The sequence below is a fragment of the Capilliphycus salinus ALCB114379 genome, from assembly GCF_047276495.1.
GTDB lineage: Bacteria > Cyanobacteriota > Cyanobacteriia > Cyanobacteriales > Microcoleaceae > Capilliphycus > Capilliphycus salinus.
In genome coordinates, this window is record NZ_CP178543.1 from 544,757 (window position 1) to 567,228 (window position 22,472).

Annotated in this window: 13 protein-coding genes and 1 pseudogene; 9 read left to right on the plus strand and 5 right to left on the minus strand. The window is 45.5% G+C overall.

Annotation, left to right across the window (positions count from 1 at the left end; all coding sequences use genetic code 11):
• Positions 1–6: 6 nt before the first annotated feature.
• Positions 7–1,740, minus strand: coding sequence for a pilus motility taxis protein HmpF (gene hmpF / locus ACL6C3_RS02315; protein WP_413165004.1), 1,734 nt, complete (start codon positions 1,738–1,740; stop codon positions 7–9).
• Between the two features lie 418 nt (positions 1,741–2,158).
• Here hmpF and ACL6C3_RS02320 point away from each other — a divergent pair, with 418 nt between their 5' ends.
• The 5 genes and pseudogenes from ACL6C3_RS02320 (at position 2,159) to ACL6C3_RS02340 (ending at position 12,911) form a co-directional block, all read left to right on the plus strand.
• A complete protein-coding gene (locus ACL6C3_RS02320; protein ID WP_413165005.1) occupies positions 2,159–3,388 on the plus strand; it encodes a response regulator in 1,230 nt (409 codons plus the stop codon).
• Positions 3,389–3,624: 236 nt separating this feature from the next.
• Complete coding sequence (locus ACL6C3_RS02325; protein ID WP_413165008.1) at positions 3,625–3,990, plus strand: response regulator transcription factor; 366 nt, start codon at positions 3,625–3,627, stop codon at positions 3,988–3,990.
• Between the two features lie 11 nt (positions 3,991–4,001).
• Positions 4,002–4,531 (plus strand): annotated as a pseudogene (locus tag ACL6C3_RS02330) (chemotaxis protein CheW).
• Between the two features lie 241 nt (positions 4,532–4,772).
• On the plus strand, positions 4,773–8,285 hold the full coding sequence (locus ACL6C3_RS02335) for a methyl-accepting chemotaxis protein (protein ID WP_413165010.1): 3,513 nt from the start codon (positions 4,773–4,775) through the stop codon (positions 8,283–8,285).
• Positions 8,286–8,675: 390 nt separating this feature from the next.
• On the plus strand, positions 8,676–12,911 hold the full coding sequence (locus tag ACL6C3_RS02340; protein WP_413165013.1) for a response regulator: 4,236 nt from the start codon (positions 8,676–8,678) through the stop codon (positions 12,909–12,911).
• A gap of 367 nt (positions 12,912–13,278) precedes the next feature.
• On the opposite strand, the gene recA is transcribed toward ACL6C3_RS02340, so the two are convergent.
• Positions 13,279–14,373: a recombinase RecA gene (gene recA, locus ACL6C3_RS02345; protein ID WP_413165015.1), complete on the minus strand. Its 1,095-nt coding sequence runs from the start codon at positions 14,371–14,373 to the stop codon at positions 13,279–13,281.
• Between the two features lie 225 nt (positions 14,374–14,598).
• A complete protein-coding gene (locus tag ACL6C3_RS02350; protein WP_413165017.1) occupies positions 14,599–15,168 on the minus strand; it encodes a Uma2 family endonuclease in 570 nt (189 codons plus the stop codon).
• Between the two features lie 249 nt (positions 15,169–15,417).
• On the opposite strand from ACL6C3_RS02350, the gene ACL6C3_RS02355 reads away from it, so the two are divergent.
• From ACL6C3_RS02355 to ACL6C3_RS02370, 4 genes are all read left to right on the plus strand, one after another.
• Positions 15,418–16,416 carry a multicopper oxidase domain-containing protein gene (locus tag ACL6C3_RS02355; RefSeq protein ID WP_413165019.1) on the plus strand — a complete coding sequence of 333 codons (999 nt, stop codon included), beginning with the start codon at positions 15,418–15,420 and terminating at the stop codon, positions 16,414–16,416.
• Between the two features lie 120 nt (positions 16,417–16,536).
• Entirely contained in the window at positions 16,537–17,430 is an 894-nt protein-coding gene (locus ACL6C3_RS02360; RefSeq protein ID WP_413165020.1) for a hypothetical protein, read from the plus strand.
• A gap of 153 nt (positions 17,431–17,583) precedes the next feature.
• Positions 17,584–18,249, plus strand: coding sequence for a Fe2+-dependent dioxygenase (locus tag ACL6C3_RS02365; protein WP_413165022.1), 666 nt, complete (start codon positions 17,584–17,586; stop codon positions 18,247–18,249).
• Between the two features lie 18 nt (positions 18,250–18,267).
• Positions 18,268–18,747, plus strand: a complete 480-nt coding sequence (locus ACL6C3_RS02370) for a hypothetical protein (RefSeq protein WP_413165024.1) — start codon at positions 18,268–18,270, stop codon at positions 18,745–18,747.
• Here the strand turns inward: ACL6C3_RS02370 and ACL6C3_RS02375 are convergent.
• Positions 18,744–19,136, minus strand: coding sequence for a hypothetical protein (locus ACL6C3_RS02375; protein ID WP_413165025.1), 393 nt, complete (start codon positions 19,134–19,136; stop codon positions 18,744–18,746). The genes ACL6C3_RS02370 and ACL6C3_RS02375 overlap by 4 nt on opposite strands.
• 293 nt (positions 19,137–19,429) lie before the next feature.
• Positions 19,430–22,390 (minus strand): DNA polymerase I, encoded by a 2,961-nt coding sequence (gene polA / locus ACL6C3_RS02380; RefSeq protein ID WP_413165027.1) that lies wholly within the window; start codon positions 22,388–22,390, stop codon positions 19,430–19,432.
• Positions 22,391–22,472: the final 82 nt, after the last annotated feature.

Sequence of the window (22,472 nt, forward strand, 5' to 3'; positions counted from 1 at the left end):
TTGAGTTTAAGTTAGATTAGAAACTATCTGCTGTAATTGTTCGATTTGTTGAGATTGTTCTTGACGGATTTGATGAAGTTGGTTAAACTCAGTTGTTGTGGTTTCAACTCTTTGTTTGAGTTCGGTCCAGTGATCTTGAATGGGTGGCAGCATTTCTTGATATAAATGTACGCTTCCCCAGAGTTGAGAAACCGCCTGATATTGTGAGCGCCAATTTTGTTCTTCGGCTTCTAACTGTTGACGTTTTTGTTGTTGTTCATTGGCCTGACGGTTAACGGTTTCTTCGAGTTGTTGAATCACCGTTTGCATCTGATCAATTTCGGCTTCGAGATCCTGTAATTTTTGCTGTTGTTCCTGGTGTTGAGTATTCAAACCCGCCAGCACCCGTTCAAAATTAATCGGGCCGTCGGTATAAGCATTGGCAGGCAAACCTTGACGTTTTAATAATACCGCCTGATGCTGAATGAGAATCGCTTCTCGTTCTCTGAGGGTGCGACGCTGACCGCTAATGGTGCGATTTAACATTTCATAAGCATCATTTTCATCGGTCAATTCGCTTTCGATGCGAGAGCGATCGCTGTGGCTAGATCGAACTAATTTTTGTTGAATTTCCTCAATTTCTTCCCGTTTAAATTTTAACTCCTCTTCCTGCTCTTTGACCATCTTAAACCAGCGGTCCCATTCTTGTTGAAGTTTTTCCACTTCCTGCTGAAGTTGGTTCATCGGCATCGCTTCTAAAGCCGCAACATTAACAATCACCCCAACATTGTGAGTATCATCAAACTGAGCCGCCAATTTTTCCAACTGTTCTAACAACGTTTGTCGGCTTTGAATTTGAGTTTCCCAGTTCGCCGCCAATTCTTGTTTAACCGTTAACTGAGTTTGTTGGGCGTGTAATTGAGATCGGCGTTCGGTCAGGGCATCTTGAGCATCATACCATTGTTGCCACTGAGTTTGTAGGGAGCCGCGAGCGGTATCAACTTGCTGCTGTAACTGCTCGGCGTCGGTTTGTTTTTCTTGCAGTTGTTGCCAATGAGCTTGTAAAATCGATTGTCCGGCTTCAAAGCGTTCGGTCGCTTGTTGCAGTTGAGCTTGCAACCCCTCAAGAGCAACCGGAGTCGAGAGTTGAGCCAACAAAGCTTGAAGCTGTTGGGACTGTTCGGCATTGAGAGACGGCGCCGCCTGTAGACCCGCTTGTTTTTCTTCAAGCTGCTGCATTTGTTGTTGGAGTTGTTCGCGAGTTTGGGAAATTTCGGCTTGAGAGCGCTCCAACTCCGAGCGAAGACGTTCGCTTTCTTCGCGAGCGGACTCAATTTCTTGGCGTTGTTGTTCGAGGCGTTCAAACTCATCCTCTAACTGTTCGAGTTGTTCGCGTTGAGCCTCCATTTCCATTTCGCGGCGATTGAGTTCTTGACTTTGGTAAGTTAGAGACTCTTTCCACTGTTCAATTTCCTCTTGTTGAGTTTTGAACTTTTCTTGTAAACGAGAGAAATCTTGGAGAATGCTAACCAACTGGCGGGCGGCATCTTGGATGCGTTGAACGTGCTTGCTGCTGTTGAGGTCAACCAGAACCAAAGCCCCATCTTTGAAGTTGTTGGCATCTTCTGCGGGAATCACCTCATCACCCGTGACCGCACTCCAATTATTCTCGCCTCGCTGACAGGCTAGTAATTTGAGTTCGGCTCGACCGCTACCCAAACCAAAGCTTCTCTGCTTTTGTACTTCCGCTAAATACAGCACGGTGATCGTCCTCGTCAGGTGTTTAAGTAGAATCGACAGACAGAAATTATTCAGTCTCAATCGTGGATCGTGATTAGGTGTCCCTGCTCAATTTTACTCTACCGTTAATAGCCACCAGAAGATTTCTAGAAAATATACATCTTGAAATCTTATCAAATTCCGTGACCCAGGGGGTAGCTCGGCGGAAATCGATCCTAGCTTTGAAGTAATTGTCTCAGCGAGTGGGCATGGAATTGCCTACAATAGTAAAGAAGTTGTCCGGGACCGGTCAGCAAGCTCTAGCTGCGGCGAAAGAGGAAGTCGGCCACCCCCCTTGTGGCTCACCTTAGCAATAGGCAGAGTAGACACCAATTTCTCAAGGGGTTGGTATGAGAGGATGTACATAGAATTCAACGGCGATCAGGAGGCCACTTGCTAGATGCAAGGCTCTTTAAGTGAGATTGATATCCGCAGTATTTTGCAACTGATTGAGCTAGGTCAGCGAACCGGAGAACTCATGGTAGAGGCTTATAGCCCTGCATCCGGCACAACGGGCGCTGTACGTCGTCCTCACTTTGGCCGACCCTGTTGGTTGGTGTTTTGCTTTAATGGTCGCATTATCTATGCGGGTCAGAGCGAGGATAGTTTGTCCCGGTTGCGCGACTACCTGCGTCGTTTTCGAGCCGATACCGCCCTCGACCAGATTGAAGTTCCCTCCATTGCTTCGGTGAATGCTCCCGAGTATGGCTATTTGTGGGCGTTGTTGGAGAAAAATTTGATTACTCCGGCTCAGGCGCGTAGCATTATTCACGGGATGGTTTACGAGACTCTGTTTGATTTGCTGAGTTTGCATCAAGGTTCGTTTATTTTTGAAATGGGGCCGCCCCTTGCCCCCCAGTTAACCACCTTAGAAATTAGTTCTCTCTTGGCAAAAATTATGAAGCAAGTCCAAGAGTGGAAAACTTTTCATCCTCATATCCAATCTCCCAATCAATGCCCCTTAATTCCTGACCCGGAAAAGTTGCAGCGCACCTTGCGTGCGAATGCTTTTGAAACCCTCAATCGTTGGGCGGATGGTCAAACCAGTTTTCGTCAAATTGCCCGCTATTTGAATCGGGATATTGTCACCGTCACCAAAGCGATGTATCCTTTTGTACAGCAGGGGTTGGTACAACTGTTAATGCCGAAATCTAACGGCGAAACTCCGGGTAAAAATCAACTGGCTATCTCTACAAAAGTTCCCCGAATTGTCTGTATTGATGATGATGTTGTCATTCGAGAAACGGTAGAATTAATTCTGAATCAACAGGGTTATGAAGCCACCGCAATCAGTCATCCTCTCAAAGCGCTCAGTTGGGTTTTTCAGCTTAAACCCGACTTAATTTTATGCGATATTGCCATGCCCGAACTCAATGGGTATGAAATTTGTGCAATGTTGCGGAACTCGACCGCTTTTCGGCAAACCCCGATCGTTATGTTAACCGGCATTGATGGATTTATAGATCGGCTGCGAGCCAGAATGGTCAGGGCGACAGACTATCTGACCAAACCCTTCGGGGAAAATGAATTATTGACATTAGTTGAAACCTATGTCGGTCTCGGAGATCCGAATCGACTGCCCTCAGAACGGTTGTTAGCTGATGAAATTGACGATATCTTTGAGCAATAGCAAAAAACGGTCGGGGCTTGAAAGCTTAAAATCCTTAAACGTTTTTGGGTATACTTGAATCAAACAATATTATATTAGAGTATTCTTCGCGTGCAGTTGAAATTAACCGTTTGGTCTGAAACCGGAGTGCCTTCCTCGTGCGAGGGCTGACCTCAACCGATGATCGGATCTACTCTCTCCCGCTTCCCCATGACCGCCCGTTCACCCTAAACCCAGGAATTCAGTCAGACAACAGTATGAGTACAGTTATGGTCGTAGAAGACAGTGTCACACAACGGGAGATGATCTCCAATCTCCTCAAAGACAGTGGCTTACACGTAACGGTAGCAAGCGATGGTGTTGAAGCCTTAGAACAGGTGCAGAAACATTGTCCGGATTTGGTGGTGCTTGACATTGTCATGCCTCGCATGAATGGATATGAACTGTGTCGGCGTTTGAAGTCCGACCCGAAAACCCAAAATATTGCCGTCGTGATGTGTTCGTCTAAAGGGGAAGAGTTCGATCGCTACTGGGGGATGAAGCAAGGGGCTGATGCTTATATCGCTAAACCCTTTCAGCCGACTGAACTCGTCGGTACCGTTAAACAATTACTGCGAGGTTGAATCTTGATCCTATGGTCGGTAATCCTGACTTTTTAACCGGTCAAAGTCCAGACAGCCCGGAGTTCCAAGAACTAGAAACCCCCGAAGGAGAACCCCATTTACGATTTTATCTCCCGTCCGGGATGGAACTGGCATTATCGGCAATTGGTATCAAAGAAGTGCTTTCTCAATCCCCCGATCGCATGACTCCCATCCCCAACGTTTCTCCCTTACTCTTAGGAACCCTCAACATTAGAGGTCGAGTCGTTTGGGTCGCCGATCTGGGTCAGTTTCTCGGCGATCAAATCCCATTGAACACCGATCGCACGGAGATTCCGGTGATTGCCATTGAAGATCAAGATACCATCTTGGGTTTAGCCGTCGAAGCGATCGGTGACATTGTTTGGCTCGATATCGACCAGATGAAAATGCCTACCCAAGTCCCCGATACGATGGCTCCCTTTATCAAAGGAGAATGTCAAATGGGTCAAATGAAAGAACCCCTGCGACTGCTAGATCAAATCGCCGTTGTTCGTTCGGGCCCCGATGGGGAGCGGCTTAATCTGAAAAAAATCCTCAGGCTTTCACCCCCAAAACAGCCCCCGTCCCGACGACAGCCCAATCTCAACGATCTCGGATCGAGTATCACCCCCCTTTGGAATTTAAAATTGAAAATAGGACGGCCTTTGATTGCCAGTCTTCAACTCTAACAACCCGAATACAAGGATTAAATTAAAGATTAAATTTGACAGCAAAAACATTAAGCGATAAAGAACTAAAAAAAACGGAAAGGGGAATAGGCAATGCCAGCAAGTACAGACTTCTTGCAAGAATATCAACAAACAGAAGCCGCTTACACTCAAGGCAATTATGAAGAAGCGGCAGCATTAGTATATCAATTAGTTGAAAATTATCCCGAAGATCCATCGGCTAGGCTGCTCTGCGGCCACATCTATGGCTACGGGTTACAGCAATTTGAGGTGGCGAAAGAACAGTATCTCGCCGTTCTTGAACTCACCGAAGACCCGGAACTGGTGGAACAGGCGACCGATGCCATGTCAGAAGCCGAGCAATATCTAGCCGACTCCGCCGCCTATGCTGTTAGCGGCGATCTCGGTTCACAAGTCGATCTCGATGACGCCGATGACCTCAGCGCCGCCGAAACTCGGCTCGAAGAAGACGAAGATCAATCAGGAATCCCCTTCGCTCAAGGAGACCCAGAAGAAGGATTGGGGGACTCGGAAACTGAATTAATTTCCTCATCGGCTCTCGACGAACTCGAAGAACTATCCAGCTCAGATTTAATGTCTTCCCCCCTCGAAGCCGATGTCGATTTAGATGAAGTTGATCTATCTTCGCCTCAACTCCAAGGAATCGGCATGGAGTCAGCAGAAGACTTAGACTTAGAAAGCCTAGATCTGTTAGAAGAAGACTTGGGTTTAGAAGATCTCCACGAAGATCTAAACATCGATGAATTACCCGACAGCGGCAACCTCGGCACCGAACTGTTAGAGTTTTCCATTGAGGACGAGAGTACCGCCAAAAATCCTTCTCTACAAGTGGAGGAACTCTCACAAAACCCCCTCCTAGAAAACCTGACTCCCGATGAGGATGCGATCGCCACTCAACTCGACGCCGACCCCTTCCAACTCGATGACGAACAACTCTCATCTGTCGGCGAAGATCAATTCCTTCAACCCGACCTGGAGGAAGACTGGTCAGCGAATTTCCTAGAAGAGGAGGACTTATCCTTAAGCCAACAAGAGTTAGAATCGCCGGAAAATTATCCAACCAATCCCCAACTAGAATACTCCGAGGCCGCCTCAGAAGAAGCATTCGATATTGATGATATCATGGCGCTCGGCGATCTCGACGACGAAGGCTCACCGGTTGAAAGCGTTGCCGAACACAACCCCAATTTTCAAACCCCACAAGCCCCAGAAGAAATCGAGCGAGCCGCACCCCCCGCCGTTGAGGAAGACTCGGAAAACCTCGATCTCGACGAATTCAACTCCGATTTAGATGATATCTTCCAATCCCTAGAGCTAACATCCAATTTTACCGACTCTGAAGAAATCGGCGATCGCAACAGCACAAAAAACCCCCCTCCCCCGGCTGAGAGCTTCCACGAAGCCGCCAACGGAAAAAGGCCCATCGATGATCCGCCAGAAGAACCCATTGAAGACGATCTTCCCGGTAATGATGCCGAAGCAGAAACCTTGTTGATGGAGCCTTCGGGAACGACGGAGGATGATTTTCAGTTGGACGAAAATGAGGGATTTTCTCTAGAAGATCTGACTCTAGAAGATCACGATCTCGACGAACAAGAAGACTCCACCTCCCCCGTCGTCAAAAACGCTTCTATTCCTTCAGAGTCCTACAGGCCCAACGGTGCCGCTGTCAACGATGCCGTCTTTGATGTGGGCGAAATTCCCGACAGTTTTGGTTTGGATGCCTTTGATGACGAAAGTTTTGGACAAGAAGAAGAATACTCAGCCAGTAATGGCAGCAGTCGAGCCAAAATGAATCAATTCTCCGACGACATTTCCGCCCCCGAAGATTTTGAGACCGACTCCGAAAACCTCGATGAGGATGATTTTCTCGATAATTTTGATGAGTTTGATGATTTAGGAAATTTGCCCGACTTTGAAGCCAGCCGCATGGAAGAAGCCGCCTTTTTGTCGGACTCCTCCGGCTTCAGTGAAGAAGTCAACAGCGATTTTGTGGCAACCGCCAGCAGCGCCCTCGACCGAGATAATTCTGCCATTAGCAACGATGAACTGTTTAACGTTCCCCTCGATCAAGAAGTCGTCACGACTTTTACTTCCCAAATTGACGATCATCCCGAGGCGGCCGTTACCGTTGAACAGGGACCGTTTGCTTTTTTGGAAAATAAACCCTTTAAAGTCAAGTTTCTCTACACCGCTCTCGGATCGGGGGTGGCGACTCTGATTTTGGTGGCAACAGCGACCAATATTATGACCCAAACCGCCGCTCTCAATCAAGACCGGGAACTGGTCAATTCCCTGCGATCTACAGGGTGGATCGTCACGGCGGTGGCCGGAGTCACCAGCTTTTTGAGCGCTTGGGGAATGGGTAATATTGCCGCCCGACAAATGTCGAAAGCATCGATTGATTTACAGCATCAATTTGATGCGATCGCCCGCAATAATTTAAAAGCCCGGGCGACGGTTTATGCAACCGATGAATTGGGTCAAATGTCGGCGAAATTTAACCAAATGGCGCAGTTTATCGAAACCACCACCGCCGAAGCCCAACGCAAAGCCGAAGAACAGGAAGAAGCCAAAGAAAATCTCCAGCGGCAAGTGATTCGTTTACTCGATGATGTGGAAGGGGCGGCGCGAGGCGACTTAACGGTGACGGCAGAAGTGACGGCAGACGTGTTGGGGGCGGTGGCCGACTCGTTTAACTTGACCATTCAAAACCTGCGAGAAATCGTGGTACAGGTGAAACAGGCGGCCCGTCAGGTGAGTAAAGGGGCAACCGATAGCGCCACCTTTGCTAAAGATGTGGCCGGGGATGCGTTGCGACAAGCCGAGGAATTGGCCGCCACTCTCAATTCGGTACAGGTGCTAACCGATGCCATTCAACGGGTTGCCGATAGCGCCCGAGAAGCCGAAGAAGTGGCGCGAAGTGCGGCGGCGGTGGCGACAAAAGGCGGCGAAGCGGTACAAATGACCGTTGCCGGGATTTTGAAGATTCGCGAAACCGTAGCCGAAACGACCCGGGAAGTGAAGCGCTTGGCCGAGTCATCCCAGGAGATTTCCAAAATTGTCGCCATCATCTCGACGATTGCTTCTCGGACGAATTTGTTGGCCCTCAACGCCAGCATAGAAGCCGCACGCGCCGGGGAATCCGGGCGGGGTTTTGCGATCGTTGCCGATGAAGTCCGACAGTTGGCTGACCGATCGGCAAAATCTCTTAAAGAAATTGAACAAATCGTAATGCAAATTCAGAGTCAGACGAACTCGGTAATGATGGCGATGGAAGAAGGGAACCAACAGGTGATCGATGGGACCCGACTGGCCGAACAAGCCAAGCGATCGCTTGATGATATCATTCAGGTAACGAACCGCATTGATGTTTTGGTGCGATCGATCACTGCCGATACCGTTGAGCAGAACGAAACCGCTCGGGCGGTGGCGCAGGTGATGCAAGCGGTTGAACACAGCGCTCAAGAGACTTCTCAAGAAGCTCACCGAGTTTCTAATGCTTTGAGTAACCTGGTGGGTGTGGCTCGAGATCTACTCACCTCCGTAGAACGGTTCCGAGTCGATCCGTCCGATCGCAAGTAGAAAGAGATACACTCGGACTAAAGGGAGGAAAAGCCGGAAACCAGCAGGAGGTGACGCGCGGTCACTGAGAACGGGTCATCGGCTAGGGGTCAGGTGTTCGCAGTTAACTCGATGATCAGGGTAAAATTATAAATTGGGAAAGGAGAAAAAATTCTGAATGTAGAATGATGAATTCTCCAAGGAACTCCCGGATCGGATCATCAAGATCTCGGTCTTTGGAGAATTAATCCTTTTTAGAATTCACAATCGATCGTTCATAATTTTGTACAACCTTTCCGATAATGAATTGAGAAGTTAGACTAGAGAATTCATCATTGCTGTTGATTAATTATCGACTCGCGAACGTCTGAACGGCTCAATGTATAAATCCTTTATTTTTAATCGCGAACTATGCAAGCCGAACAACAACAACGCATCCTGGGATACTTTATAGAAGAAGCCCAAGATCACCTGGATACCATTGAACAAGGATTACTGAAATTACAGTCTACACTAGAAGATCCTGACCTGCTTTATGAAGTTTATCGGGCGGCTCACTCGGTAAAAGGGGGAGCGGCGATGTTAGGATTAACCAGTATTCAAACCACCGCTCATCGCTTAGAAGATAGCTTTAAAATTCTCGAAAAAATTCAAGCTCAGTCTCGTTTACAAGTCGATCAAGACTTGGAATCTTCCTTTTTAGAAGTTTCTGATACCCTCAAAGCTCTAATTGAAAGTTTATCAAGCCCCTACGGGTTAACCGATGAAGTCGGGACAAGTCTACTTCAAAAAGTAGAACCCACCTTTGATCGGCTCAACTCTCAGCTAGAGTCTTTAGCCGAACAGCATGAAGTCGTGTTGACGGAACTTTCTTTGAGTCCGCCCGCGATGATTTCTACTCCCGTTACCGTTGGAGAAAAAACAGCCGAAATTTCCCCCGTTCAGGCAATTAGACCGCCAGAAAATAGCGCGAAAGAGTTGTTTTTCCGCAGCGATGTTCCCGATCAACTTCGGGAAATGTTACAACTGTTTAGACAAGGGGAAAATCCTTCTAGCCGCAAAGCTTTGATTGAAATTTGTCAGAGTTTGGGTCGAGCCGGAGAAACTTTTGATCTGTCCAATTGGACGAAATTTATTAGCACCGTTGAACGGGTGATCGCCAATCCCGCCAATAGTTATTCTACACTGGCTCCGATTATTATTAAAGCCGTTAAGCAAGCTCAAGAGTTAGTCTTAGAAAATCGAGAAGTGGAAGTTGAGGCAAGCTCGGATTTAAAACATCTTTTACTCCAGCCCGCTTTCGTGGAGCATGGTGGGCGATCGCCAAACGGATCTGCATTTGAACCGCCTAAAAAAAATGAGGTGATGTCTTCTGGAATTGAGGAAAATCAAGAGCGGATCTCCGGCAATTCGATCGCGAAAGTTGACTCTCAATGCACCAGATTAAAAGCCCACATAGAACTTGATGAACCCACGGACGAAGAGATCGAGTCCTTCTTGGATGATTGGTCTGCCGGAGAACCGACAATAGATGCTTCCAAACCGCCATCCAAAGGACCCCAAATCGACTCGGAAGAACTAAAACGCCTTGCCGAACTCTTTGAAGGGGAAAATTTAATCGAACAGGGTTGGCAAGAAGAACACCTGATCCAAGGGTCGGAATTAGATTCACGAGAGGGTCAATCTAATGATAACTCTATCGATCGCGACTTTTTGGATTTGTTTGATGAACAAACACAGGAAGAAAAATTACCCGCATCTTCTCAACACGGGGCATCTGCAACGGTGGGAGGATCGAAACCGGTCTCGAGTGTCGATCGGTCTTCATCGAAGAAAGCAGATGCGCGCGGGGTCTTGGATGCAACCGATTTGCACGATCTGCTCAATATTGGGATGTCAAGTTCGTCTGGGAGTTCTCCATCTCGATTAACTTCTGACGAGCCTAGCCCATCTTTAGACGATTTAGAATTAGAAAACCTCTCTTTTGACGATTTATTTGACGAGGGTTCGAGCGCTCGTCCGGCTGCGATCAATAACTCATCAAAAGCACAATGGGTTGATGAAAGTCAAAATTTGGAGACCTCCGACTGGTTCGATCAGCTAATTCAGGGTGAGTCAAAGACGGATTCCGTCTTGAACGCTCAACAGACCCCCGAGTTGGACTCTCGACCCACATCTACAAAATCTACAACTCAACCGATGGCGTCAGCGTCCCCAGATGCAGAACTGGATTCTGAGGACTGGTTTGAGCATCTGTTTGGTACCGCAGACGAAAAAACCGACAGCCAACAACCGCCTGCGACGGTATCGACGAAAGCCCTCAAAACTTATGGAACTTCAGGGGAGACCGATGATCTGAGCGAATTAGAACAGTTATTGGATTCGACTCCCTCGCCTGAACGTTCAAACAGCGGCTTAATTTCTGCAAAAACTTCAGGAGAATCTCAACCCGACGAGTTATTCTTAGCCGAATTGGATGGACTGGATGCTTTGTTACAAGCGCCAGACGAGATCGACTCACAGGACAAGGATGAGGATCTCGAAGAAGAAGAAGAAGAAGAAGAAAATTATTTTGCCGATCTTGAAAGGTTACTTGGGGGTGATGAAGGCTCCCCCGGAACCGGTGCAACAGCGCTCCGACAACGAGGTACGGCGAAACAGACTCGGGTGTTTGAACCGATCGCCAAAGTTCCGGTCAAGCAACTCGACAACCTCAGCAACTTGATGGGTGAATTGGTTGTTAATCGTAATAGTTTAGAGCAAGACCAAGAGCGGATGCGACAGTTTTTGGATAATTTGCTCGATCAGGTGTCGCTGTTGAGCGATGTCGGACAGCGGATGCAGGATTTTTATGAGCGGAGTCTGTTGGAAATTTCGCTGCTGTCGGGACGCAAACAATCGGTTTGGAATAGTCCAGGTCGTGCAGATGATAAACACTCCAAAAATCGGATTGACGATCCGATCGCTCGCTTGTACGAAGATTTTGAATCAACGGAGTTGGATCGGTTTACGCCTTTTCATACTTTGTCTCAAGAAATTATTGAGTTGGTGGTGCGGGTTCGAGAGTCGGCGGCCGATATTGAGTTTTTGGTCGAAGAAGCCGATCAAGTCACCCGTCAGTTGCGACAGGTGACAACTCAGCTAGAGGAAGGGTTGACAAAGGCGAGAATGGAACCTTTCTCCCAAGAAGCGGATCGGTTGGCGCGTCCGGTGCGGGATATTTCGATTAAGTGTGGCAAACAGGCTCAACTTTATGTTGAGGGTCGAGAGACTTTAATTGATAAGATGCTTTTCGAGAAATTGCACGAGGCACTGGTTCATTTAGTCAATAATGCCATTGCTCACGGGATTGAACTACCAGATGTGCGGCAGGCCGCCGGCAAGTCTCCGAAGGGTCGGATTGCCATCAAAGTTTTCCACCAGGGAAATCAGACGGTCATTGCGGTTTCCGATGATGGGGCCGGAATTGATGTCGAGAAAGTCAAGGAAAAGGCGATTCGGAAACGATTGGTGACACCGGAACAGGCCGCTACGATGTCGAATTTGGATGTTTATGATTTGCTGTTCCATGCCGGCTTTAGTATGAAAGAGCAAGCCGATGAGTTGTCAGGTCGGGGTGTGGGGATGTATGCGGTGAGAACCTGTTTAGACGAGATTCGCGGCACGATCACCACCGATTCGACTTTGGGTAAGGGGACGACGTTTACCATTCGTCTGCCGCTGAATATGAGTATTTCTCGGGCGTTGTGTTGTATTAGCGATCGCGCTCGGATTGCGTTTCCGATGGATGGGGTTGAGGAGATGATTGATGTTCCAGCTGTGCAAATTCGGATGATGGCTGATGGGAAACAGGCGATCGAGTGGCGGGGTTCGTTGCTTCCTTTCCGCCATTTGCGCGAGTTGTTGACTTATAAACGGCATTTGGGACGGGGTAATGTTTATGGGACGAATACCGAGGAGGATATGATTTCGGTGATTGTTTTGCGATCGGCGGGAACTTATCTCGGGGTGATGGTCGATCAGGTGTTGGCGGAACAGGAAATTGTGATCAAGCAACTCGAAGGGCCGGTTCCGAAGCCTGTCGGTATTGCCGGGGCGACGGTTTTGGGGGATGGTCAGATTGTGGCGATCGCGGATGTTCTCGAACTTATTGATTTGGCAATGGGTCGGATTCGCAAGGAACCGAGTCCTTGGCCGACGGGTATTTCTGCGCCGACTGAACCGCAGCAACAGAAGAATCAGCCAACGGTGTTAATTGTAGATGATTCGATTACGGTGCGAAGTCTGTTATCGATTACGTTTGAAAAATCCGGTTATCGGGTCGAAGAAGCACGAGATGGTAAAGAAGCTTGGGAAAAACTTAAGTCCGGTTTACCTTGCGATTTGGTCTTCTGCGACATTGAAATGCCCCGGATGGATGGGTTAGAGTTGTTGTCTCGGATGCAGAAAGATCCGGCTTTGATTGATTTGCCGATCGCGATGTTAACGTCTCGGGGTGCGGATCGACACCGCCAGATGGCTTATCAATTAGGGGCGAGAGGGTATTTTACGAAGCCTTATCTCGAAGAACAGTTACTCGAAGCCGCCGGACGAATGTTGCGCGGAGAAGTGGTTGGGAAGCCGATCGGTATGGCTTTAACGTCGTAGTTGAAATAAAACGGTGGAACTTTGACTTTGAGAGGTTCCACCCGGATTAAACCCCGATCGCTTCAAAGGCGAGAGTAAGTCTCGCTTATGCTGGTGCGAAACCCTCTTTTAAGAAGAGAAAGAAGCAGAAACCACCCATCGTAGGGGCGCATGGCAATGCGCCCTGACAGGAATCCCGCTCATTTAATAAATGAAAAACCCCCTCAACACTATGGCTAAGGGGGTTATATTTTCTATGTTTTAATTTTCAAATATTAGAGTTAAAATCAACAGAAATTAGGGCGTTATCACTTCACAATTGAGGATAATTTATAAACCCTAACTCCTAATTTCTAACTCCTAATTCCCAACCTGAAAAACGTTGACTTTATTCTTCTTCTCCTCCGCCTCCATTCTCATCATAATCGTAATCGGAATCCGAATCCTCAGCGTGTCCGACCGAGTTAGAAGAAACGACCGCACCGCCATCTAATTTTTCGCGAACTAATTTCTCAATTTGAGCGGTAAATTCGGGGTTTTCTTCCATGTAAATAATCGTTTTTTCCCGACCTTGACCAATATTATCGCCGTTGTAGCTGTACCATGAACCCTTGCGTTTGATAATGCCGGTTTCTTCGGCTAAATCAACCAAACAGCCCAAAGTTGAAATGCCTTTTCCGAAGATAATATCAAATTCTGCAATGCGGAAAGGAGGAGCAACTTTATTTTTAGCGACTTTAACTTTGGCGCGAATTCCGTACTCATCCGAGCCTTTTTTCAAGGTTTGAATACGGCGAATATCCAACCGCACCGAACAGTAAAATTTCAGCGCATTTCCGCCCGTTGTGGTTTCGGGGTTTCCGTAAGTAATCCCAATTTTTTGACGCAGTTGGTTGAGGAAAATAACCGTACAACCGGACTTACCAATATTACCGGTAATTTTCCGCAGGGCTTGGCTCATTAAACGCGCCTGTAACCCCATGTGAGCGTCTCCCATTTCCCCTTCTATTTCTGCACGGGGAACCAGAGCGGCTACGGAGTCAATAACAACAATATCAACTGCAACCGAACGCACCAGTTGATCAACGACTTCTAACGCCATTTCTCCGGTATCGGGTTGAGACACCAGCAGGTTCTCGATATCAACGCCTAAAACGGATGCGTAACTGGGATCGAGGGCGTGTTCCGCATCGACAAAGGCGGCGACTCCTCCGGCTCTTTGGACTTCGGCGATCGCGTGTAATGCTAAAGTGGTTTTACCGGAACTTTCTGGCCCATAAATTTCTATGACTCGTCCTTTGGGTATGCCTCCACCGAGGGCGAGATCTAGGGTCAATGCACCGCTGGGAATGGTCTCAACTTTCATCCGGGGAGCATCGCCTAAGCGGACGATCGATCCTTTCCCAAAGTTGCGTTCTATTTGGTTGAGAACCTGACTGAGTGCTTTTTGCTTTTCGGCGTTATCACCAATTTTTGTAGCCATTCGCTTTGATCCCATTGTTACGATTTTAGTAGGGGTTTTTCTATACGGAGCCGGGTCAAACGGATATATGCTCGTATCTTACCAGTTTGACTAGGCTTCTAACTAGCGCAGATTTCATCAACTTAACAAGATGTGATGAGGCGACTGTTTCCACAGACCGCGATCTCTCGACTCGTTTTCACTCACGTTCGATTATTGTAGCGAAGTTTGATGCTTTCATCAATATCAAAATTGAGCTAAATCCAGTTCAAATCCCGGTAACAGGCTTTCTCCCGATAAACGGGCGGGAAGCTGTACAATCTCAACAGGCCGATCGGGGCGATAAATCTCTACTTGTTCCTGTTGCGGGTTAACGAGCCAACCTAATTGTAAACCACTATTAAGATATTCTTGCATTTTCTTTTGGAGCGGTTCGAGGGGGTCTGTACGCGATCGCAATTCGATGATAAAATCTGGGCAAATTGGGGGAAATTCTTCCTGTTGTTCGGTGGTGAGGGTTTCCCAGCGGTCTAAACTGACCCAAGCTGCATCGGGAGAACGACTCCCCCCGTTCGGTAAGCGAAAAATTGTCGAAGAACTAAAGACTTTTCCCCGTCCGGTTTTACGGTTCCATAAATTCAAATCAGTAATTAAGTCGGCTTCTCGGTTTCCGCTAACTCCCCCTACGGGTGACATGATCACAAGTTCTCCTGTCGGTGTACGTTCGAGTTTCCATTCGGGGTTGGCGCGACACAAACGATAAAATTGCTCGTCGCTGAAATTAACTGTATCTAGACTTAAAATCAGTGGGGTCATCTTGGGTTAGCATTAGTTGATAATTGATTGCAAGAACTGGAAATTATGGTAAAGTAATAATTGGGGTAGGGGTTAAAAGTTCAGCCTGTTTGTAGTAGGGCTTTAGCCCAATTAACTTGGTAGTAGGGCTGTCTTGGAAGTCCGTTTATAATTAAATTCTACAAATACCAGATTTAGGGCGGTCGCCCAACAACAAGCTTTTTAAAATTTAAACATAATTATAACACCAACTCTTTTAAGGAGCAATCTGTGTCTAATTTATCTGATTATTTGAATACAAAAAGCTGGACTCGTCGCCAAATTCTTACCTGGGGTTTAACTGGCTTGGGTGTAAGTGCGACAGCAGCAATATTGAATTCTCGTTTTCAGGCTTCTTCGCGGGTACAAATTCCGCCGTTAGAAGAACAGATAGAAGCCACAGATATTAATTTTAATCCGATGGCAATTTTGCGGGATTTTGATACGGGTAAAATTATAAAAGAAAACGGTCAAACGATCCGAGTATTTGAAGTGACTGCTAACAGTTCAACTTTACAATTAAACTCAGCAATTTCTTTTGTAAGTTGGAATTTAAACGGACGAGTTCCCGGCCCAACTTTAAGAGCAAAAGCGGGGGAACGGGTGCGAATTTTGTTTCACAATGAAGATGGAAGTTCCCACAGTATGCACTTTCACGGGACTCATACCGCAGAAATGGATGGGGTTAAACCCGTGCGTCACGGAAAGACAGAAATTTATGACTTTGACGCCGAACCCTACGGAGTTCATCCCTATCACTGTCATATTGCACCCGTAACCCGACACATTAGTAAAGGGTTGTACGGACTGTTTATTGTTGACCCCCCGGAAGGTCGTCCTCCTGCTGATGAAATGGTGATGGTGATGGGGGGTTTTGATATTAATAATGATGAAAAAAATGAACTTTATGCGTTTAATGGCATTCCCAATTATTATCGGGATCATCCCATTCGCATTTATCAAAATCAATTGGTTCGGTTGTATTTGTTGAATATGATTGAGTTCGATCCGGCGCTGACTTTTCATATTCATGCTAATATGTTTCAAGTGTATCGCACCGGACGCACGTTAACCCCCAACGAAGAATCGGATGTGATTACAATGGGAACCGCAGAACGTCATATTTTGGAGTTTTCCTATCCTTATCCGGGTCGATATATGTTTCATCCCCACCAAGATGCCATCGCGGAAATGGGTTGTATGGGTTATTTTGATGTGATTCCTACTTGAGAATTTTTCTTAAAAAATTCTAAATGTTATTAGATTTTATTGACAAATCTTTGCATTTAATTTTACCCTGTAGTCCTGAATTGTTGTAATTGTTGTCAATTGAGAAAACGGGCGGTTCAAATGAAAAAGTCGTTAAAATCTGTAGAATTATTCTTAGCAACGGGGTTGGCGGTCTCTCTGGTGGCCTGTAGCAGTCCGTCAACGACGGTGGAAGGAGGAGAGTCGGGAGATGCGGCTTCTGTTGAAACGGTTACTCAAGGTGGAGAAGGTGGAGAAGGCGGGGAAGGCGGGGAAGGCGGAGAAGGCGGAGAAGGCGGAGAAGGCGGAGAAGGCGGAGAAGGGGGTAGCAGTGGCAATCCTGATGTTGATTATATGACAACTTTGGGATTGATGAAAGGTCATTTGATTGTCGCGAAAGAACTCAGAGAAGCGGGAAATTATGAACAAGCCGAACCCCATATCGGACACCCGGTTGAAGAACTCTATGGCGGTTTAGAAGGTCAACTTGGCGATCGCAATGTGCCTCAGTTTAAGTCTACTTTAACCGAATTGAACGATTTATCCAAGACGGCGCCCGACCAACCCCAAACCGAAGAAAAATTTGAGGAAGCGGTACGGTCAATCGATACTGCAATTGTAGCGATTCCCGAGTCTCAGCGTCAATCTCCCGAATTTATAATGAATGTCATTAATCAAATGTTAGCAACGGCAGCCGAGGAATATCAAGCGGCTATTGCAGACGGTCAAGTGGTTGAACTGGCGGAGTACCAAGACTCTCGGGGGTTTGTGTTGTATTCCGAAGAATTATATCAAAATATTGCCGATGAAATGCAGCAAAATTACCCCGAAGATCATCAAGTTATTATGGAAACAATGGCAGAATTGAAAGCGGCTTGGCCGTCTGTTACTCCCCCGGAAACGCCGGTTAAAACGCCGAGCGAAGTTCAAGGACTGGTTTCTAAGATTGAATTATACAGTTCTCGTTTGGCTTCCTCTCCGTCAACGGGTTCATAGGTTGGAATTTTGCCCGAGTTGATGAGTGAGTTTGTAGAGGCCTACTCCGGTAGGTCTTTACGCGAACCCGATTTGTGGGCTGGGACAATTTACGCCCAATCTTAGCATAAGAGTATTATAAAATAGATTTTGACAAAATACAAGTAATTTGAGATGATTTTTTCAATTCCCGATGTTTTGACGAAAGAACAACTGAATTCTATTAAAACTCGTTTAGAAAAAGCGGAATTTGTCGAAGGGAAATTAACCGCCGGTTGGCACGCTAAACTGGTTAAAAATAATCAACAATTAAAATCGGGAACCGGTTTATTAAAAGAACTTACAAGCGAAGTTGAACGGGTTATTAAACAGAATCCTTTGTTTCAAACCGCAGTCCGTCCCCGGTTTATTCATTCTATTTTATTTAGTCGGTATGAGGAGGGAATGTCTTACGGAACCCATACGGATAATGCGTTGATGGGGAATAGTTTTTTACGTTCGGATGTGTCTTTTACCTTGTTTTTAAATTCTCCCGATGAGTACGAAGGGGGGGAATTGGTTATTGAAAGTGCGGATGATGAAAAAGCCTATAAATTAGAAGCGGGGAGGATGATTGTTTATCCGTCTTCAACGTTACATCGAGTTAATACTGTTACAAAAGGAACTCGAATGGTTGTTGTTGGTTGGGTACAAAGTTTGGTTAGAGATGCGAGTCAACGGGAGATTTTATTTGATTTGGATACAGCGAGACGGTCGATGTTTGCCAGAGAAGGAAAAACCCCAGAATTTGATTTAATTTCTAAAAGTGTAGCTAATTTGTTGAGAAAATGGGCGGAATAAGGAATTTAAGGAGATCAGATGTTATCCATTGAAGATACATTTATATTGGTTGAAGAACGTCTTCCCATTTTGGGATTAAAGTTAGCCAGTGGAGTTCCTTCAGATGTTCGCGGAATTAGCGATGTTGATATTAGTTTAGTTCACCCCGAACCGCAAAATTTACTTCATTTAATGCCTGAAAGAACGCTTCAAAAACACAGGAAAAAATTACCTTATCCCGCTTGGGGATATCAATTTATTCTTGCCAATAGACAGATTAATTTAACGGCTTCAACTTCTATTAAAGTTTATGATGCGGTTAAACATCGAGAGTTAGAACTCGAACTAATTCGCTCTTACCCTAGTTTACAACAAAGCGTGATAGAAATCAAGAAAAATACGACTTGGGGAACAGAAAAATGTTGGTGTCATTTGTTAGGATTAGAGGGGAATGAATATGAGATTATGTTAAATCAAGATTTAGTGTTAGCAACAGGAAAAAAGAAAGTTATCTCTTAATATTGAGAGGAATTTTTGGGAAACCACAGTTCTCCGAGTTTATAAAATAAAACAATTCCCAACAAACTCGCCCCCAAATCGAGTAAACTAAAAGTACGATGGGGTAAAATTTGCTGTAGCATTTCCTCAGCAATAGTAACGAGGGTAAACAAAAAAGGTCCAAACGGAATTGGATATTTAAAAACCACCATCATCCGTCTGTTTGTAGCCCGATGACAGACAAAAGAAGCAATTCCGTACAGAAAAAAATGTCCGATAATGTCATAGTAGGGAATTTTTTCAAGTTGCACTTTGGGGAGTTTTCCCAAGTCGGCGACTAACATTATCGAAAAAATAAGCATCAAATAGAGGATAGTAATAACTATCCAACCCCGCTGATTAATTTTCATGTTGGTAAAGGTGATAGTAGGGTGCGTCAAATTCTGCACAGATTTTTGGTGAGTCTAAAGAGTTAACCTATTGACGCACCAAACCCCAAATTAAACTTGATATAATATCCAATTGATTAATAGGTGTTATGGGGCGGGGGGGTTTATGTAAATCTTTGAGTAGTAGTAAAGATTTTATCGAACCCGCCCCTACGTTTGGGATTATTGATTAATTGGATATCATGTAACCCGTTGACGCACCAATTTTTGTCTATCCCTAACTCCAACAGCGCTTGTGACCATTCCGGAAAGGTTTATTTTGCTTCCATCCAGTTGTCACCCGCGTGTATTTCAACGAGAAGGGGAACTTTTAAACTAAAAGCATTTTCCATCGTTTGTTTAATTTGCGGTTGTAATTCTTCCCATTCTTCCGGGGGAACTTCAAACACTAATTCATCGTGAACTTGTAATAATAATTTCGCCCGGTAATTTTGCAAAACATCCCGCAATTTTACCATCGCTATCTTTATTATATCAGCACTCGAACCCTGAATGGGCGCATTCGCCGCAGCCCGTAAAAATTGCGCGTCATTTTGACCTATTTTTTTGAGTTCATCAAGAGGAATATTTTCTAATGGACTTCCTTTGAGGTCTTTCAAACTGGGACTTTCAAAGTGAAAATAACGGCGACGCCCTAACAAAGTTGTCACATAACCCTGAGAAATAGCCTGTTTCTTTTGTTGTTCTAGATAGTCAAAAAGCTTTTCATACTGTTGGTTAAAGCGTTCGATAAATTCTTTGGCTTTATTGGTGTTGACTTTCATTTCTCGCGAAAATCTTAACGCACCCATTCCGTAAATTACCCCAAAGTTAATCGTTTTTCCAAAGCGTCTTTCTTCGGAGGTTACATCGGTTGGGCTGTCTTTTTCAAACAAAAACTGTGCGGTAACGGTGTGGATATCTCGGTTATTTTGGTAGGCTTCAACCAATATCGGTTCGTCGCTTAAATGGGCGAGAATTCTTAACTCAATTTGCGAATAGTCTGCTGAGACCAATAACCATCCTGGTTCGGGAACAAACGCTTGACGTATTTGACGGGAAAATTCCGTGCGAATGGGAATATTTTGTAAATTTGGGTTGGAAGAAGATAATCTTCCCGTCGCCGTTATCGCTTGGTTAAAGTCGGTGTGAATGCGTTGAGTTTGGGGGTTCACCAACTCGGGTAAAGCATCGACGTAGGTTGATTTTAGCTTGGCTAAAGTTCGGTGTTCTAAAATAATATCAATTATCGGATGGTCGCCTTTGAGTTTTTCTAGAACTTTCGCATCTGTCGAGTAACCGGTTTTGGTTTTGCGGCTTTTTTTCTTGCTGAGTTCTAACTGTTCAAATAACAGTTGGCTGAGTTGTTTGGGCGAACCCAAGTTAAATTCTGTTCCCGCTTCTTGATAAGCCTGTTTTTCGATTTCGTCTAACTGTTTTTCGAGTTGTTCTGAAAGTTTTTTGAGATAATCAACGTTTATTCTAATTCCCTGATACTCCATCTCCGCGAGAACGGCTTCGAGGGGTTGTTCTACTTCCAACAAGAGTTTATGAAGTTCGGGAACTTGTTCTAACTTTTCCCGCAGTTTGGGAACGAGTAAATAGGTTGCATAAACATCCAAACCGCAGTATTCAGCAACGGTTGGTATATCTAAATCTGCAATGGTTTGTTTTTTGGAAAGCGAGAGTTCTTTATAACTTTTGGCGACAATTCCCGAGTCTAAATATTGCCAGGAAAGTTCGGTTAAACTGTGACCGGCTTCCGGGTTTAACACGTAACTCGCCAACATTGTATCGAAGACAACGCCAGCCAAATTAATTCCTTGAACTTTGAAAATTAAGCGGTCAAATTTTGCATTTTGTAAGGCTTTGGGATAGTTTTCGCTTTCTAAAATCGGACGTAAGGCTTCTAAAACTATCTCTTTTTTCAGTTGGTTTCCGGTTTTGTGTTCGAGGGGAATGTAAGCGATATCTGTTTTTTCGCTTCCCCAACAGCAGCCAATTCCGACTAATTTTGCATCTCGCGGTTCTAAAGCGGTGGTTTCCGTATCCCAAGCAACGGGATTATTTTTATCGGTAAAGGTTTCTAGGGTTTTAACTAATTCTTGTAACTGTTTTTCGGTTTGAATAATTTGAGGTTGAATGACTTTTGTTTCTGAAGCTTGTTGAATGGCTTGAGTTTCTTCAAAACTCCAAAAACTGAGTTGTTCATCGTTATCTAATCCTTCGGTTGATGAAGGTTCAAACTCGGAAGGTTCGGACTCGGAAGTTTCTAACTCAGAAGTTTCCGACTCAGACTTAATTGTTTCGTCTTCCGTGCGAGTCGGGAAATCATCAAAGGCTTTTTTGTTTTCAATTTGTTCGACAAAAGACCAAAATTCTAACTCTTTCAGCTTGGGAATAATTTTGCCAAAGTCTAACCGGGTAAAATTACAGTCATTAACAGAAATCGTTAGCGGTACATCTTGAACAATTTTAGCCATCCGTTGGGAATGATAGGCGGCTTCTTTTCCGTCTTCTAACTTTTTGCGAGTCGCGCCTTTAATCTTATCCAAAGAAGCATAAATTTCATCTAGAGAATGGTATTCACTCAAAAGCTGAACGGCTGTTTTTTCCCCAATTCCCCGGACACCGGGAATATTATCCGATTTATCGCCACACAACGCTTTATAATCTATCAGTTGTTCCGGTTTTATTTTTAGCTTCTCAACAACATTTTCCGCCCGAAACTCGGCGGTTTGGTTCCCTTTTCCGGGGGATAAATGCAAGACGCTAATTTTTTCATCCCCATCAATTAACTGAAATAAATCCTGGTCGCCCGAGAGAATTTTAACAGTATATCCCGCTTCCCGTCCCTGCTTTGCCAAAGTTCCGATAACATCATCCGCTTCATAACCCGCAGCCGTAACAATCGGAACATTTAACCCTTCTAAAACCTCTTGTAAATGACCGATATCTTCGATAAAATCTTCGGGAGTTTCCGAACGATTCGCTTTGTAGTTGGCATCAGCTTCGTGACGAAAAGTCGGTTCACCTCTATCAAAAGCAATGGCTAAATAATCCGGTGCGTGGGTGTTAATCGTATTCAGCAGCGAGTTGAGAAACCCAAAAGAAACGCTCGTGGGAATTCCCGTCTGGGTTCGCAGTCCTCCCGTCCGACTTTTCGCAAACGCATAGTAAGCGCGAAACGCCAAAGAATGACCGTCAACTAAAATCAAAACTGGAGTATTTGCCACGTCGAACCCAAAAGAACAGCAACTTATTTATTTTATAACATGGATTAAAAACCCGGTAACTTGTGTGAAACCGGGTTTTTGT